Here is a 16,637-nt window from a genome sequence, read left to right as displayed (position 1 = left end):
TAGAACTCCACTCAGAGGATAAGCTATTTCGTACAGTCATCTACAGAATACGGAGGAATTCAGATGGTACGTACAAGAGTGGAAATTTGCGGTATCGATACATCTACTTTGCCTCTTCTGTCGAGTGAGGTCATGAAAGAGACATTCATCCGGTTGCAAAGTGGGGATGAATCAGCTAGAGACGAACTCGTAACAGCGAATTTGCGCCTCGTCCTTAGCCTTGTGCAGCGATTTGCCTATCGTGGGGAACAAGCAGATGATTTGTTTCAAGTAGGATGTGTGGGACTGCTTAAGTCGATTGACAACTTTGATTTAAAACACAATGTCCGGTTTTCGACATATGCAGTTCCTATGATTGTCGGAGAAATCAAGCGACATTTGAGAGATCATCATTCCGTTCGGGTGTCACGCTCGCTCCGAGATATTGCATATAAAGCAATCCGTGCAAAAGAAGAATTCATCAATGAACACCAAAAGGAACCGAGAATTTCAGACTTAGCTAAAATGACGGATATACCGGAAGAAGATATCTTATTTGCACTCGATGCGATACAAGATCCGATGTCCCTCCATGAACCGATGAATGGTGATGGAGGAGACCCTGTGTATATGATGGATCAGTTACACGACAAAACTGTCTCGGAAGAGCGTTGGTCAACTTATGTGTCGATGAAGGAAACTATGACGGGACTGGATGATCGCCAGCAACTGATTTTATCGAAGCGGTTTTATCTTGGACAAACACAGACTGAAATTGCCCGAGAGCTAGGAATTTCTCAAGCTCAAATATCTCGATTGGAGAAGCAAGCAATCGCACAAATTCGTGAAGGAATGGAACAAAGTAATTAATTTTGGACGCAATGCGATCACTGCATTGCGTTTTTTTTGTACGTCTATTTGCATAGAATATGGAAAGGGGGGATTTCTATGCGCTTTTCAGAATTTCAAAAAAAAGAAGTGATTGATATGCAACGCGGGAAATTTCTTGGATTCATTCAAGATGCGGCGATTGACATAACGAAAGGGAAAATTGATACGCTTCATATCGGTGATACGGAACGATCTTTGTTTATGGAAATGCGTGTGAAAGACCAAAAGCAATTTGGGTACGATGAGGTTGTGACAATTGGAAAGGATATTGTACTAATTCAAAAGAAAGAGTCTAAAAAGTGACTAATCGTTGATAACTCAGTGGCCGCTTGATACAATAGAACAAAGTATCGAGAAAAGTAGTGATTAAGATGAAACCATTACAGCAACGGATAAATACCATCGAAGAAACAATCTGTCAGGCGTGTGAGCGTGTTGGTAGAAAGCGTGATGAAGTTACGGTTATCGCAGTCACAAAACAAGTGTCTGAAGAACGTACACAAAACGTGTTGGACGAAGGGATCATCCATTTAGGTGAGAACCGACCTGAAGGGCTTATAGCTAAACAACATACGATTCCTCAAGGCGCTGTTTGGCATTTCATCGGAAATGTACAAAGTCGTAAAGTGAAAGAAATTATTGAACGTATTGATTATCTACATTCGTTGGATCGATTGAGTTTAGCAAAAGAAATTCAGAAACGTGCTGTTGAACCAGTAGACTGTTTCGTACAAGTTAACGTTTCTTTTGAAGATTCGAAATCAGGATTGTCACCAGCTGAGACACTTGGATTTATTGAGGCATTGAGGGATTATGATAAAATAAGAGTAATTGGTCTGATGACTATGGCTCCATTGACTGAAGATCAAGATACAATCCGAAAAGTTTTTAGAGACTTGCGTGAACTGCGTGATGAACTTGCGGCTAAAAAGATGCAACACGCACCGTTAACCAAATTGTCCATGGGGATGTCGAATGATTACAGTATTGCAATCGAAGAGGGCGCAACCCATGTGCGAATTGGGGCTGCACTCGTCGGTTCGGAGAGCGAGGGAGACGTATGAGTATTAAAGGCAAATTCGAAAAATGGTTTTACCTTGACGAAGAAGAGGAAGCGGCGGCGCAGGAAGCAGCGGCAAAGCAGCAAGTTGCTACGACACAACCAGAGAGGAAGCCGAGCAAACAATCCTCGATGAAAAATGCTCCCTTGCCAAAACAAAATCGCAAAGAACCTCAGACAGCAGGGAACATTGTGAGCTTGCAAAGCGTCCAAAAGTCATCAAAAGTTATTTTAGTGGAGCCTCGTGTCTATGCGGAAGCACAAGATATCTCAGAACATTTGACTAACAAACGTGCGGTTATTGTGAATTTGCAGCGTATTGATCGTGAACAAGGAATACGAATTGTCGATTTCCTTAGTGGTGCAGTATATGCGTTAAATGGTGATATCCAACGAATAGGCACAGATATTTTCCTTTGCGTACCGGAAAACGTTGAAGTGAATGGTTCGATCTCCGACTATTTGAACGAAAGAAACTAAATGAGGTGTACCGACTGTAATGGCAGAATTATTAATCCAGCTTTATCGAATAATTACGTATGCTCTTTCCATCTATTCCATTTTTCTCGTCATTTATATTTTGATGTCCTGGGTACCGGCTTCCAGAGACACGAAGTTCGGTAAAATCCTTGAAAAAATTGCAGAGCCATATTTAGGGTTTTTCCGTAACTTCATTCCACCTCTTGGAATGATTGATATCTCCCCTATTGTTGCCTTGTTTGCATTGCAGCTAATTGGGAAAGGGCTTGTACCAGTATTTAATTTCTTATTACGCTTACTTTAATGTGCTGAACTGAACAATCATTTCGTTGAACCAATCCTCACGCTGTGGGGATTTTTCTATAAGGAGACACGTACAATGGATGGCATCTTACAACACTTTAGAAAAGAAGAGCAGCCTTTTATAGAAATGGCGATGGATTGGGCAAGAGAGGTCGAGGATTTATACTCACCTAAATTGACCGATTTTCTTGATCCGCGTCAGCGTTTTATTGTGGAATCCGTCGTAAAGGGAAGCGGCTTGCTTGTAGCTGAGGACGGAGGATTTGATGGAGCTGAGCGAAAAAGGGTGCTCATCTATCCAGATTATTACGAACCGACGCGCCAAGATTTCCAAATAGCTGTATTCGACGTGCGTTACGCTTCCAAGTTCCTGACGTTAGAACATCCTGAGATTCTTGGAGCGCTAATGGGGCTTGGATTGGATCGAGGAAAATTTGGCGACATTCGTTTGAAAGACGGAGAAGTACAACTTGCGACTGTATTGGAGCTGAATACGTACCTCGCTGTCAATTTCACTTCAGCTGGTAAAGCAAAAATTCATCTTACAGAGCTGCCCGATCATGAAGGATGGATAACTCTTGAAGAAGTTTGGTCCGAAGAAACGCAAGTCATTAGTTCGCTTCGACTAGATACAGTCATTGCTTCATTATTAAATGTTGCAAGGCAGAAAGCTTCGACATACATCCATGGAGGCAAAGTAAAAGTGAATTGGCGTGTGGTGGAACAGCCATCGTTTGAGCTGAATGAATCTGATATGCTTTCCATCAGAGGTCATGGTCGATTTAAAGTAATCGCGATTGAAGGTAGGACTAAGAAGGATAAAATTCGATTGGTTACTGGGAAGTTGGAATGATTTTTATGGACAGACTTTAGAAAAAGTCTGTTTTCTGTTATAGTCAACGATATAACGAATAACGAACATCAAAAGGGGAGAGACTTGCATGGCGCTTACACCAATTGATATACATAATAAAACGTTCGGTAGCAGATGGCGTGGATACGATGAAGATGAAGTGAACGAATTCCTGGAGCAACTCATGAAAGATTATGAGAACTTGCTTGATGAAAACAGAGAGTTGACACGTAAACTGAAAGAAACAGAAGAGCAAGTAGCGCATTTCAATGCGATCGAAGAAACGTTGCAGAAATCGATCATGATCGCTCAAGAAGCAGCTGAAGATGTTCGTAGAAATTCTACACAAGAATCCAAGCTCATTATTAAAGAAGCTGAAAAGAATGCGGATCGCATTGTGAACGAAGCGCTTTCTCGCTCACGTGAAATTTCAATGGAAATCGAGGATTTGAAAAAACAGTCTAAAGTATTCCGCAACCGTTTCCGTATGCTAATTGAAGCGCAGTTGGATTTAGTGAAAATGGACGATTGGGATACACTACTCGATTATGAGCAGAACACGAAACAACTGGAAGCAGCTGCTGATCAGGAGTAATCGTCACTTGACTTAAAGGGCAGTTCGCCCCTATAATATTGTTCATATTGAATGACAGGCATTGAAAGAGACAGTACTTTCCAAGTAGGCTGTATGTAGCGAGTCGGGGATAGTGGGAGCCCGATTGCAGGTTGGAAAGGAAAATCACTCTGGAGCCGGATTGCATCAGCAATCCCGGAGCACACCCCGTTACGGTGTTCGAGAGGTAGTCGTGATTTCCATACGACTGCAACTAGGGTGGTATCGCGAGCACAGTCCTCGTCCCTTTTACAGGGACGGGGATTTTTTAGTGTTTTATAGGTTAAGTTTTAATTTGTTGATTTCCGCTTTGGCGGACGCTTTCCGAGGGGCTTGATCTCAGCTGCTTCCTTCTCCGAGCTCAGTCCAGGGTCTTCGATCTTCGCTGATCCCTCCGGAGTCGCCGCCCTGCGCTACAATCAACGGCTATTCTTACTATCAGCTATTTCTATGTTAAAAGTAACATACATCAAAGGAGGAATTGGAATGGATTATAAAGACACGTTACTTATGCCGAAAACTGACTTTCCGATGAGAGGCGGTTTACCGACGAAAGAACCGCAAATGCAAGAACAGTGGGAAAAGGACGATATGTATGCAAAAGTTCAGGAACGCACAAAGGGAAAACCGACGTTCATTCTACATGACGGACCTCCATATGCTAACGGCGACCTTCACATGGGTCATGCGCTTAACAAAGTGCTCAAAGACATCATCGTACGTCATAAATCCATGACTGGCTTCCATGCACCATACGTTCCAGGCTGGGACACACATGGTCTACCAATCGAACAAGCACTTGTGAACAAAGGTGTAAAGCGTAAAGAGCACAGCATTGCGGAGTTCCGTGAAATGTGTAAAGACTATGCTCTCACTCAAATCGACAATCAGCGTACCCAGTTTAAACGTCTAGGAGTTCGAGGCGATTGGGATAACCCGTATATCACACTAAAACCTGAATTTGAATCTCGTCAAATTAAAGTATTCGGCGACATGGCAAAAAAAGGCTATATCTATAAAGGATTAAAGCCAGTCTACTGGTCGCCATCATCTGAAACAGCATTAGCTGAAGCTGAAATTGAATACCAAGACAAAAAGTCACCATCTATTTATGTCAGCTTCCCAGTTCGTGACGGTAAAGGTGTGTTAGATACAGACGTCAATATTCTGATCTGGACAACAACACCTTGGACGATTCCAGCAAACTTAGGAATTTCCGTACATCCTGACTTTGTTTATACGATTGTAGAAGCAAACGATAAGAAGTTCCTAGTCGCAAAAGACTTAGTCGAAGGCCTAGCAACTGAACTTGGATGGGAAAACTATTCGACAGCAGGAGAATTCAAAGGTCGCGAACTCGAGCGCATCACAGCAAGTCACCCGATTTACGATCGTGAATCACTCGTAATGCTTGGTGAACACGTGACAGCTGATGCTGGTACGGGATGTGTTCACACAGCGCCAGGACACGGTGAAGATGACTTCTACGTGGCGAAACAATATGGTCTAGGTGTCTTGTCACCTATCAACGACCGTGGTGTAATGACTGCAGAAGCACCATTGTTTGAAGGATTATTTTATGAAGATGCAAACAAAGCCGTGACTGAGAAATTGAAAGAAGTAGGAGCACTTGAAAAGCTTTCGTTCTTCACGCACTCATATCCGCATGATTGGCGTACGAAAAAGCCGGTTATTTACCGTGCTACCGCACAATGGTTTGCATCGATTGAAACATTCCGTGAGGATCTTCTTGAAGCAATCCGTAAGACGAACTTTACGCCATCTTGGGGTGAAACGCGTCTCTACAATATGGTCCGTGACCGTGGTGACTGGTGTATTTCACGTCAACGCGTATGGGGTGTTCCGATTCCTGTGTTTTATGCAGAAGATGGCGAACCAATCATTACAGATGAGACAATCGAACACATTTCAGCATTGTTCCGTGAACACGGTTCAAACATCTGGTTTGAGTGGGATACAAAAGATTTACTTCCAAAAGACTTCTCACATAATGGCAGCCCGAATGGTACATTTACGAAAGAAACGGATATTATGGACGTGTGGTTCGACTCCGGTTCTACTCATCAAGGAGTTCTTGAGGAGCGCAATGATCTCTCTTATCCGGCAGATCTCTATCTCGAAGGATCTGACCAATATCGTGGATGGTTCAACTCATCCTTGACGACAAGTGTGGCGATTAACGGGATTGCACCATATAAAGGCTTGCTGAGCCACGGATTCACATTAGACGGCGAAGGACGCAAGATGAGTAAATCGATTGGTAATGTTATCCTTCCTTCTAAAGTAACTAACCAATTCGGAGCTGATATTTTACGTCTTTGGGTATCTTCAGTCGATTACACAGCAGATGTCCGTGTTTCCGATTCAAACTTTAAGCAAGTTTCTGAAGTGTACCGTAAAATCCGTAACACAGTCCGTTTCCTTCACGGAAATACTTCTGATTTCACACCGGGTACAGATACGGTTGCGTTTGAAGATTTACGCCCAGTAGATCAGTATGTGTATGTGAAGCTTCAAGATTTGATCCGTGACGTGAGAACTGCTTATGACCAATATGAATTTGCGAATGTCTACCATGCGATCAATTCATTCTGTACAGGTACATTGAGCTCCTTCTATCTAGATATCGCGAAAGATGTTGTCTATATCGAAGCTGTGAATCATCCACACCGTCGTGCGATGCAAACAGTTATGTATGATGCACTTTTAGCACTATTGAAGCTAGTGGCACCAATCTTGCCACACACAGCAGACGAAATGTGGGCATACTTGGAGCATGAAACAGCAGAAAGTATCCAGCTTACGGATATGCCAGAAGCAAAAGAGATTGAAGCAACAGAGCTCCGTGCGCAGTTCGATCAGTTGATGCTTGTACGGGACGATGTGTTGAAAGCGTTGGAAGAAGCACGCAATAACAAGACAATCGGTAAATCATTGGAAGCTCACGTAACTGTAGCTGTCCGTGATGAGCTCGCTCCACTATTTGCGACGGAGCACATTGACTTTGCTCAATTCTTCATCGTTTCGAAATTCAGTGCTGTTGCTGCATCTGAAATTCCGGATAACGCAGTTTCACTTGCGACGGGTCAAGTAGCTGTTGACAAAGCATCTGGAGAAAAGTGTGAACGTTGCTGGACAATTTCAGAGACAGTCTGTTCAAACGCTGACTATCCTGAGTTATGTCAGCGTTGCGCAGACGTAGTCGCGCATCATTATGCTTAATAGCTAAAAAGGCGCTGCAATCCGTCTATCGGGTCTTGCAGCGTTTTTTCATACATACTAGTTAGAGTTGCGCGTGTAGGGTTAGGGTATGATAAACTATACAAGATACTGCAGGATGGAGGGAATCGGGTTGTTTATTTATTATGGTATTGCAGCGCTTGTCATTTTGGTTGATCAGCTGACAAAATGGTTGGTCGCTACAAATATGGAAATCGGCGAACGAATTCCTATAATCGAACCCTATCTAGGCTTGCTGTCTCATCGAAATCGTGGTGCGGCATGGGGTATGCTGGAAGGGCAAATGTGGTTATTTGCAATTGTTACGATTGTCGTCGTTGCCGGCATCGTTTACTATTTTCAAAAAGAAGGAAAGAATGAACCTTTGTTTGCATGGAGTTTAATGTTATTGCTGGGTGGTGCTATAGGTAACTTTATTGACCGTATGGTGCGAGGCGAAGTAGTGGACTTTGTCAACGTCCTCATCCCAGTTATCAACTACGATTTCCCGATTTTTAACGTAGCAGATGCAGCCTTGACATTCGGTGTCGTACTCGTGATCATTCATTTAATATTAGATGAAAAAAAGAATAAGAAAGATAAGGTGGCATAATGGAACAGTTTCAATATGTAATTGAAGAACAGACAGCAGGTGAGCGGATTGACAAAGCGCTTGCATCTGCAAATGCAGATTGGTCCCGGACTCTTATTCAGCAATGGGTAAAAGACGGAATTGTCTTAGTGAATGGTGCTGCGGTTAAATCGAATTATAAGGTAAAGTCTGGAGATACACTCACAGTCGATGAACCAGAGCCTGAAGAACTCAATATTCCTGCTGAGGATTTAAACCTTGAAATTGTCTATGAGGACAGTGATGTACTTGTTGTTAACAAGAGAAGTGGCATGGTAGTCCACCCGGCGCCTGGACATACGACAGGAACACTCGTGAACGGTCTTATGTATCATTGCACAGACTTGTCAGGCATCAATGGCATCATGAGACCAGGGATTGTACACCGTATCGATAAAGATACTTCAGGATTACTCATGGTTGCAAAAAATGATAAAGCGCATACGGCACTCGTTAATCAGCTTGTGGAGAAGTCCGTGACACGAGTTTATACAGCACTCGTTCATGGCCATATTCCTCACGATAACGGTACAATCGATGCGCCTATCGGAAGAAATCAGAAAGATCGCCAAAGCATGTCAGTCGAGAACACAGGCAAGCATGCGGTTACTCACTTTAAAGTGCTTGAGCGATTCGGGGACTTTACACTTGTGGAGTGCCGCTTAGAGACAGGGAGAACCCATCAGATTCGAGTTCATATGAAATATATTGGTCATCCACTTGCAGGAGATCCTAAATATGGTCCGAAAAAAACCATCGATTTTGATGGTCAAGTCCTTCATGCAGGAACACTAGGATTTGTACATCCAGTGACGGAAGAGTATATGGAATTCAAAGCGCCACTGCCAGAAGACTTCGAACAGTTGCTGAATGAAATGAAATCCAAAAAAGGTTGACGTAAATAAATTCAAGCTGTATGCTTGTTATAGAAACTTCATAGCGAACCTTTAACGCCAATCCAGAGAGGTTGGGAAGGATGCACGTTGTTCAGAGTCACGCTTGCGAGCGCAGACTGCTGGATCATTTTCACGCACGCACACCTTCCTGCCCGAAAGACGGCCGGAAGGTTTTTTGTATGGAAAGCTTTTTTGAGGAAAGTATTTGGAGTTAAAGGGAATACCATGGTTTAAGCATTATTCTAAAGCTGAAGGAGGCGTTTGACATGGCAGAAAAAGCTAATATTTTGGATGAAAGTGCCATCAACCGAGCACTCACCCGTATCGCCCATGAAATCATTGAACGTAACAAAGGCATTGATCATTGTATCTTAGTCGGCATCAAAACAAGAGGAGCTTTCCTTGCAAACCGACTCGCAGAAAAAATTGAACAAATTGAAGGCAAGCCTATCCGCATCGGTGAACTTGATATTTCCTTATACCGCGATGATCTTGGCCTGAAATATGAAAACAAAGAACCGCTTGTTAAACAAGTAGACATCAACTACAGCTTAACAGATGAAAAGGTAGTTTTGATTGATGACGTCCTCTATACAGGACGCACAGTGCGAGCTGCAATGGATGCGGTCATGGACTTAGGAAGACCTTCATCCATCCAACTCGGAGTCTTGGTAGATCGTGGACATCGTGAACTTCCGATTCGACCCGACTTCGTCGGAAAAAACATTCCTACTTCAAGTGAGGAAAAAGTAGTTGTGAACTTAGTTGAAACAGATTCAGAAGACAGCGTCACCATTCACTCTAGATAATTGAAAATAGCTTGGAGGCGCACAGACTATGGCAGAAAAAGTATTGGATATTCACGAAAAGCCCGAAGCAGGTAAATGGCTTGCGTTAAGTATTCAGCACATGTTCGCGATGTTCGGAGCAACAATTCTAGTCCCCCAACTAGTTGGACTTAGCCCAGCAATCGCTTTACTTACGAGTGGTATCGCGACACTCATCTTTGTAGTCGTTACTCAAGGTAAAGTTCCGGCTTATTTAGGATCTTCATTCGCTTTCATCGTACCGATTACAGTTGCTACTGAAACTGGGGGTATTGGTAGTGCGATGATCGGAAGTATGTTTGTAGCACTCGTTTACGCGATTGTTTCCCTTCTAATTTGGAAGACAGGTCATAAATGGATCATGAACATCCTACCTCCAGTCGTTGTGGGACCAGTTATCATGGTCATCGGTCTCGCAGTTGCACCAACTGCGGTTGGTATGGCAAGTCGTATCGACGTTGACGGAGTGTCAACTTACAGTCTTCTTCATTTCTCAGCAGCTCTCGTCACATTGGCGTCAGCAATCATCTGCCTAATGTTTTTCAGAGGTGTCATTAGCTTAATGCCAGTGTTGATCGGGATTATCATAGGCTACATTTACTCGGCTGCAATCGGTATTTTGAACTTTCAGCCAGTACTTGAGGCGAAGTGGTTTGCAGTTCCAGAATTCCTAATACCAGGAGTCGATTATGACTTTGTTGTTACACCAACCCTGTTGTTCGTCATGGTTCCGATTGCCATTGTGACTATTTCAGAGCATATCGGCCACCAGCTTGTACTAGGGAAAGTAGTGGAACGTGACTTCATCCGCGATCCGGGACTGAATCGTTCGTTGCTAGGCGACGGACTTGGAACATTGATAAGTGGATTACTCGGTGGTCCACCGAAAACGACTTACGGTGAAAACATCGGAGTCATGGCAATCACACGAGTATACAGCGTCTATGTCATCGTGGGAGCTGCAGTGTTTGCGATTCTATTCTCCTTCATGGGGAAAGTAATGGCACTCATTTCAACCATCCCAACAGCTGTACTCGGTGGAATTTCAATCTTGCTATTCGGAATCATCGCTTCATCCGGATTACGCATGCTCGTCGATCATCAAGTGGATTTCGACAAACAGCGGAATTTAGTTATCACATCTGTCATTCTCGTCATTGGAATCGGTGGAGCATCCATCAACTTTAGCGAAACTTTCCATATTGAAGGAATGGCGTTAGCGGCAATTGTTGGTGTAGTGCTAAATTTAGTACTCCCAGGTCGTGAGAAGAACACATTGGATGATGTTCAAGAAGAACCATTGCTTGTGGATAAAGACAACTAAATACGTTAGACCTTTTAACATTGTACAGAGAGACAAGGAAAGGTTTATGTGGCAGGGATTGTTTTGAGGGACCTGTACACATAAATGGCCTTCCTATATGCTGGGAAGGCTTTTTTTAAAACCTTCCCCTAACTAAGAGGAGGACGACAAAATGGATAACTTACTTACAATGAAACAATTTAGCGAAGAGAATATTATGGAAATCTTGAATTATGCGGAGTACTTGAAGCGCCATGGAATTCGGGAATTGCCCGGGAAATATTTGGTGAGCAACTTGTTTTTTGAGCCAAGTACACGAACAAAACTGAGCTTCGAAATCGCTGAAAGAAAACTAGGATTGGAAATTATCCAATTTGATCCAGGTCATTCGAGCACGACAAAAGGGGAAACGCTTTTCGATACAGTTAGAACTTTGGAAGCATTGGGTGTTAACGCAGTTGTCATTCGTCACCCCGAAAAAGAGTATTACAAACAGCTCGAGGGCATTAAAATCCCAGTTTTCAACGGCGGAGATGGTACAGGACAACATCCAAGTCAATCACTCTTGGACCTGTTTACGATCAAAGAAGAGTTCGGCTATTTCGAAGGACTTAACGTGGTCATCGCTGGAGATTTATCACATAGCCGTGTTGCAGCCTCAAATGCAGAAGCTTTACAAAAACTGGGTGCGAACGTTCAATTCATCTGTCCGGCTGAGTGGTCTGGGGATTATGAAACACTTTCAGATTGGGATGGTGTGATAGGTCAAGCTGATGTAGTCATGCTACTACGTGTTCAACATGAACGTCATGATGAAAAGATGAGTTATACGAAAGAAGAATATCACGAACAATTTGGATTGACGGAGGAACGTGCAGCAATGATGAAGGATAACGCAATCATCATGCATCCCGCACCGATTAACTGGGGAGTGGAAATTGCAGAACCACTTTCGACCCATCCAAAACTAAGAGTTTACGAAGCGGTTGAAAATGGAGTTTACATCCGAGCTGCAGCAATGGAAATGATCTTAAGAGGGGGAAATGTTCATGCACAAGCTGCTCCGAAATATTTGGCTATATAATGAAACGTCACAAGATTTAAAAGATGTACGAATTAAAGATGGAAAGATTGTTGAAATCGGACAAAATTTAGATGTAAGTGATGCTGAAGTAATCAACGGTAATGGTTGCTGTCTAGCACCAGGGTTTGTCGATGTTCACGTGCATTTACGTGAGCCAGGTGGAGAGCATAAAGAAACAATTGAAAGTGGAACGAAAGCTGCTGCAAAAGGCGGTTACACGACAATCTGTGCGATGCCAAATACACGACCAGTTCCAGATACGATTAAAAATATTGAACATGTAAATGAATTGATAGAAAAAAATGCAGTCATTCGCGTGTTACCATATGCATCCATAACAATCCGAGAAGCCGGAAAAGAACGTACGAATTTGGCGGAACTAAAAGATCATGGAGCATTTGCGTTTACAGACGACGGTGTGGGTATCCAAGAAGCAGGTATGATGCTTGAGACGATGCAAGATGCTGCAAAATTGAACATGGCGGTCGTTGCACATTGTGAAGATAATACGCTCATTTATGGAGGCGCGATGCACGAAGGAATTCGGAATAAGGAACTTGTACTGCCGGGCATTCCGTCTGTTGCAGAGTCGGTTCATATTGCACGCGATATTCTTCTTGCTGAAGCTGCGGGTGCACACTATCACGTTTGCCACGTTAGTACGAAAGAATCTGTTCGCGTAATCCGTGATGCTAAACGTGCGGGTGTTCATGTTACAGCTGAAGTGACTCCTCATCATTTATTGCTGACAGAACATGATATTCCTGAAGATGATGCTGTTTGGAAAATGAATCCACCATTACGTGGAAACGAAGACTTGGCCGCATTACGAGAAGGCCTTCTTGACGGGACACTGGATTTCATCGCAACAGATCATGCTCCACATAGTGCGGAAGAAAAGGCTGCAGGATTCATAAAAGCACCATTTGGCATCACTGGTTTTGAAACTGCCTTCCCATTACTCTATACACACTTCGTGAAAAACGGAGACTGGACATTAAAGCAACTGATTGACTGGTTTACGAAAAAGCCATGTGACGTATTTGCACTCCCATATGGTTCGATTGAAGAAGGGGCTATCGCTGATCTTGTTATGCTCGATTTGACGACTGAGCAACCCATTGACCCAACTACGTTTTTATCGAAAGGAAAAAACACACCGTTTACAGGAGTTACATGCACGGGATGGCCAGTACTGACACTGTACGGAGGAGAAACAGTCTTTTCAGAACAACAGTGAGAATTGCAACAATCCAGAGAAATAGAAGGGGGTTCTTGCATGATTGTGCAGAACAGAATGACTATATGCGCAACACGTCAAATCGCCGATAATATTATTGAAATGGTGCTTGAAGGTAGCTTAGTAAAAGAAATCGCTTCACCTGGTCAATTTGTTCACATCCGTGTAACGGATACATTTGAACCATTACTGAGACGACCGATTTCCATTGCTTCCTTTGATAAAGAAAAAGAACAGATGACACTCATTTTCCGCGCTGAAGGCAGGGGTACACAGTTACTTGCTGCAAAACAAATCGGTGTAGAAGTCGATGTGCTTGGACCGCTTGGAAATGGCTTTTCTGCTGACAATTCAGCACCGGGTGAAACAGCCCTTCTGATTGGTGGCGGAATTGGAGTACCTCCTTTGTATCAATTGTCAAAAGAACTGACAGCCAAAGGAGTGCACTGTGTACATATTCTAGGATTTCAAACAGCTACTGCTGTATTTTATGAAGATGAGTTTGCAGCACTCGGTGAGACGAGAATCGTGACAGCAGATGGCAGTGCAGGGGAACAAGGATTTGTCACAGATTCGCTAGCACGAAATCCTGTCGATTTCACAACGTATTATACGTGTGGTCCAACTCCAATGCTTCACGCAGTGCAGCAAACATTTCATGATAAACAGGGATTCTTATCGTTTGAACAGCGCATGGGCTGCGGCATTGGTGCTTGCTTCGCATGTGTATGTGAAACACAAACGGGGCAAGACATGCCTTACGTCAAAGTTTGCTCTGATGGACCTGTATTTCCGGCGGGGGTGGTTGCGATATGAATCGATTAGCTGTTGAATTACCTGGTTTGTCACTAAAAAATCCGATCATGCCTGCTTCTGGGTGTTTCGGGTTTGGTAAAGAGTATGGAAATTTGTATGATTTGTCACAGCTTGGGGCAATTATGATAAAAGCAACGACGCTAGAGACACGATTTGGCAATCCAACTCCACGTGTAGCGGAAACGGCTGCAGGGATGCTGAATGCCATCGGGCTTCAAAATCCGGGATTGGAACGTGTGATGGCAGAAGAGTTAACACGACTGCAGCAACATGATGTTCCGATTATAGCGAACGTAGCTGGCTCTGAAACGGAAGACTATGTACAAGTTGCTGAGGCAATTTCAAAGGCACCAAATGTCAACGCGTTAGAATTAAACATTTCCTGTCCGAACGTAAAGTGTGGCGGAATTGCGTTTGGTACGGACCCGAAACTTGCTGCAGAGTTAACGTCAGCTGTGAAGGCTGTATCAAGTGTTCCTGTTTATGTAAAACTATCGCCAAATGTATCTGACATTACCGTGATTGCGAAAGCAGTTGAGGCTGCTGGAGCTGATGGAATTACGATGATCAATACATTAGTAGGTATGCGCCTTGACCGGAAAACAGGGAAGCCGGTCATTGCAAACGGGACTGGCGGACTTTCTGGACCTGCAGTGAAACCGGTTGCCATCCGAATGGTGTATGAAGTGAGTAAAGCGGTTAATATTCCGATCATCGGTATGGGCGGGGTAACAGATGCAGGTGACGTCATCGATTTTTTATCAGCCGGAGCAAGTGCGGTAGCAGTCGGCACAGCAAACTTTGTGAATCCATTTGTTTGTCCTGAAATCATTCATGCTTTGCCAGCCTTATTAGACGAACTAGGGCTAGAAACTATTACAGAATTAATCGGAAGGAGTCATGCGGTATGAACACATCCCCAATCATTGCATTGGATTTCGAACATCAAGAAGCCGCATTGTCCTTTTTAAAACCATTTGGAAGCGGAACATTTGTCAAAGTAGGGATGCAACTTTTTTACAAGGAAGGTCCGAGTATTGTTTATCGTTTAAAAGAGCAAGGGTTTGACGTGTTTTTGGATTTGAAATTACATGATATCCCGAATACTGTGAAATCAGCGATGACATCATTAGCTTCAGTTGGTGCGGATTTAGTGAATGTCCATGCGGCGGGTGGCTCATTTATGATGGATGCAGCTCTTGAAGGATTGGATATAGGAACTGCAGTAGGGAGTAAACGTCCATCGATCATTGCGGTTACACAGTTGACCTCGACAACGGAAGAACAGATGCAGCGGGAGCAACTTATTCAGACCTCATTAAACGATTCAGTTCTTCACTATGCAAAACTTGCTCAAGCTTCACAGTTGGACGGTGTGGTATGTTCCGTTTTAGAAGCTGGTTCTATTGCAGAAGTATGTGGACGGGAATTTCTAAAAGTGACTCCAGGAATACGTCTTGCAAATGACGCAGCACATGATCAGAAACGTATCGCGACACCATCGGAAGCGAAAAAAATGGGCTCGACACATATTGTGGTTGGTCGCTCGATTACAGGGGCTAAAGATCCGTTAGCAGCATACAATGAAATTGCACGACAGTGGAAAGGACTGAGTGAATGATGACAAAACAGGAAATCGCGAAAATTCTATTGCATGTAGGGGCAGTAACTCTTAGTCCAGATGAGCCTTTCACATGGGCATCAGGCATTCAATCACCTATCTATTGTGACAACCGTCTCATCATGTCAGACCCTGGTGGTAGAAGACGAATTGCAGAGGGAATGGCAGCATCTATCAAAGCAAATTATCCAGAAACAACTGTCATTGCGGGTACTGCAACAGCAGGAATTCCTCATGCAGCGTGGATTGCAGATATTTTAGGGTTACCGATGGTTTATGTCCGTTCGAAAGCAAAAGGTCATGGACGAAGCAAGCAGATCGAAGGGAAAGTGAAGCCGGAAGACCGTGCTGTTATTGTGGAAGATTTAATTTCTACTGGTGGTAGTAGTTTGACAGCAGCTGATGCATTGCAAGAAGCTGGCGTTCAAGTAGAAGGTGTTGTCTCCATCTTTACATACGGATTGGAAAGTGCAGACCAAGCTTTTGAAAAAGCAGGTTTAACCTACACAAGCCTTACTGATTTCAATGCCCTCGCTGAAGTCGCAACTCGTTCAGGAGCAATCCGCGAAGAATCCCTTGTCTCTCTCCAAGACTGGCACCAAAAATTAAAATCAGGCAAATTGCAATAAATGACGGAAGCTGGCGTTTTACGCTGTGCTTCTTTTTTTATGGAGATTTTTTAATCGACAGCATTCGATGAGTGTCGATCGATGGGAAGAAGTGAATTCCTATGTAGTTACGCGGCGATTAGAGGAGATATTTGTAAGGGAGTGTTGGTTTATGAGCAGTTTTGTCAGTTT

At 43.5% G+C, this 16,637-nt stretch carries 18 protein-coding genes and 1 other annotated feature; all 18 genes read left to right on the top strand.

What is annotated here, in order from left to right:
- The first annotated feature begins 63 nt into the window (after window positions 1-63).
- The 18 genes from sigG (at window position 64) to pyrE (ending at window position 16,466) form a co-directional block, all read left to right on the top strand.
- The gene (sigG, locus tag N693_RS0112395; protein WP_025785134.1) at window positions 64-849 is read left to right on the top strand and encodes an RNA polymerase sporulation sigma factor SigG; all 786 of its coding nucleotides are present in this window, start codon (window positions 64-66) and stop codon (window positions 847-849) included.
- Window positions 850-927: 78 nt separating this feature from the next.
- Window positions 928-1,173 (top strand): PRC-barrel domain-containing protein, encoded by a 246-nt coding sequence (locus tag N693_RS0112390; protein WP_025785133.1) that lies wholly within the window; start codon window positions 928-930, stop codon window positions 1,171-1,173.
- A gap of 68 nt (window positions 1,174-1,241) precedes the next feature.
- Window positions 1,242-1,934, top strand: coding sequence for a YggS family pyridoxal phosphate-dependent enzyme (locus tag N693_RS0112385; RefSeq protein ID WP_025785132.1), 693 nt, complete (start codon window positions 1,242-1,244; stop codon window positions 1,932-1,934).
- Window positions 1,931-2,410 (top strand): cell division protein SepF, encoded by a 480-nt coding sequence (locus tag N693_RS0112380; protein ID WP_025785131.1) that lies wholly within the window; start codon window positions 1,931-1,933, stop codon window positions 2,408-2,410. The genes N693_RS0112385 and N693_RS0112380 overlap by 4 nt, the downstream gene beginning before the upstream one ends.
- 19 nt (window positions 2,411-2,429) lie before the next feature.
- Window positions 2,430-2,714 (top strand): YggT family protein, encoded by a 285-nt coding sequence (locus N693_RS0112375; protein ID WP_037593185.1) that lies wholly within the window; start codon window positions 2,430-2,432, stop codon window positions 2,712-2,714.
- A gap of 75 nt (window positions 2,715-2,789) precedes the next feature.
- Window positions 2,790-3,566, top strand: coding sequence for an RNA-binding protein (locus tag N693_RS0112370; protein WP_025785129.1), 777 nt, complete (start codon window positions 2,790-2,792; stop codon window positions 3,564-3,566).
- Window positions 3,567-3,654: 88 nt separating this feature from the next.
- The gene (locus N693_RS0112365; RefSeq protein WP_025785128.1) at window positions 3,655-4,161 is read left to right on the top strand and encodes a DivIVA domain-containing protein; all 507 of its coding nucleotides are present in this window, start codon (window positions 3,655-3,657) and stop codon (window positions 4,159-4,161) included.
- 52 nt (window positions 4,162-4,213) lie between these two features.
- Window positions 4,214-4,430 (top strand) — a binding site (T-box leader).
- Between the two features lie 235 nt (window positions 4,431-4,665).
- Window positions 4,666-7,422, top strand: coding sequence for an isoleucine--tRNA ligase (ileS, locus tag N693_RS0112360; protein ID WP_025785127.1), 2,757 nt, complete (start codon window positions 4,666-4,668; stop codon window positions 7,420-7,422).
- 130 nt (window positions 7,423-7,552) lie between these two features.
- A complete protein-coding gene (gene lspA, locus N693_RS0112355) occupies window positions 7,553-8,032 on the top strand; it encodes a signal peptidase II (protein WP_025785126.1) in 480 nt (159 codons plus the stop codon).
- Window positions 8,032-8,946, top strand: a complete 915-nt coding sequence (locus N693_RS0112350) for an RluA family pseudouridine synthase (protein WP_025785125.1) — start codon at window positions 8,032-8,034, stop codon at window positions 8,944-8,946. The genes lspA and N693_RS0112350 overlap by 1 nt, the downstream gene beginning before the upstream one ends.
- Before the next feature lie 266 nt (window positions 8,947-9,212).
- Complete coding sequence (gene pyrR, locus N693_RS0112345; RefSeq protein ID WP_025785123.1) at window positions 9,213-9,755, top strand: bifunctional pyr operon transcriptional regulator/uracil phosphoribosyltransferase PyrR; 543 nt, start codon at window positions 9,213-9,215, stop codon at window positions 9,753-9,755.
- 28 nt (window positions 9,756-9,783) lie between these two features.
- Complete coding sequence (locus tag N693_RS0112340; RefSeq protein ID WP_025785121.1) at window positions 9,784-11,097, top strand: solute carrier family 23 protein; 1,314 nt, start codon at window positions 9,784-9,786, stop codon at window positions 11,095-11,097.
- 151 nt (window positions 11,098-11,248) lie between these two features.
- Window positions 11,249-12,160: an aspartate carbamoyltransferase catalytic subunit gene (locus N693_RS0112335; protein WP_025785120.1), complete on the top strand. Its 912-nt coding sequence runs from the start codon at window positions 11,249-11,251 to the stop codon at window positions 12,158-12,160.
- Complete coding sequence (locus N693_RS0112330; RefSeq protein ID WP_025785119.1) at window positions 12,126-13,400, top strand: dihydroorotase; 1,275 nt, start codon at window positions 12,126-12,128, stop codon at window positions 13,398-13,400. Before N693_RS0112335 ends, N693_RS0112330 begins: the two co-directional genes overlap by 35 nt.
- Window positions 13,401-13,439: 39 nt before the next feature.
- Window positions 13,440-14,216 carry a dihydroorotate dehydrogenase electron transfer subunit gene (locus tag N693_RS0112325; protein WP_025785118.1) on the top strand — a complete coding sequence of 259 codons (777 nt, stop codon included), beginning with the start codon at window positions 13,440-13,442 and terminating at the stop codon, window positions 14,214-14,216.
- The gene (locus N693_RS0112320; RefSeq protein ID WP_025785117.1) at window positions 14,213-15,127 is read left to right on the top strand and encodes a dihydroorotate dehydrogenase; all 915 of its coding nucleotides are present in this window, start codon (window positions 14,213-14,215) and stop codon (window positions 15,125-15,127) included. Before N693_RS0112325 ends, N693_RS0112320 begins: the two co-directional genes overlap by 4 nt.
- On the top strand, window positions 15,124-15,837 hold the full coding sequence (gene pyrF, locus N693_RS0112315; protein ID WP_025785116.1) for an orotidine-5'-phosphate decarboxylase: 714 nt from the start codon (window positions 15,124-15,126) through the stop codon (window positions 15,835-15,837). Before N693_RS0112320 ends, pyrF begins: the two co-directional genes overlap by 4 nt.
- Window positions 15,834-16,466, top strand: coding sequence for an orotate phosphoribosyltransferase (gene pyrE / locus N693_RS0112310; protein WP_025785115.1), 633 nt, complete (start codon window positions 15,834-15,836; stop codon window positions 16,464-16,466). Before pyrF ends, pyrE begins: the two co-directional genes overlap by 4 nt.
- The last annotated feature ends 171 nt before the right edge of the window (window positions 16,467-16,637 follow it).

Source organism: Sporosarcina sp. D27 (assembly GCF_000586555.1).
In the GTDB taxonomy this organism is placed as follows: Bacteria; Bacillota; Bacilli; order Bacillales_A; family Planococcaceae; genus Sporosarcina.
This window is presented reverse-complemented; position numbering and strand designations above follow the sequence as displayed.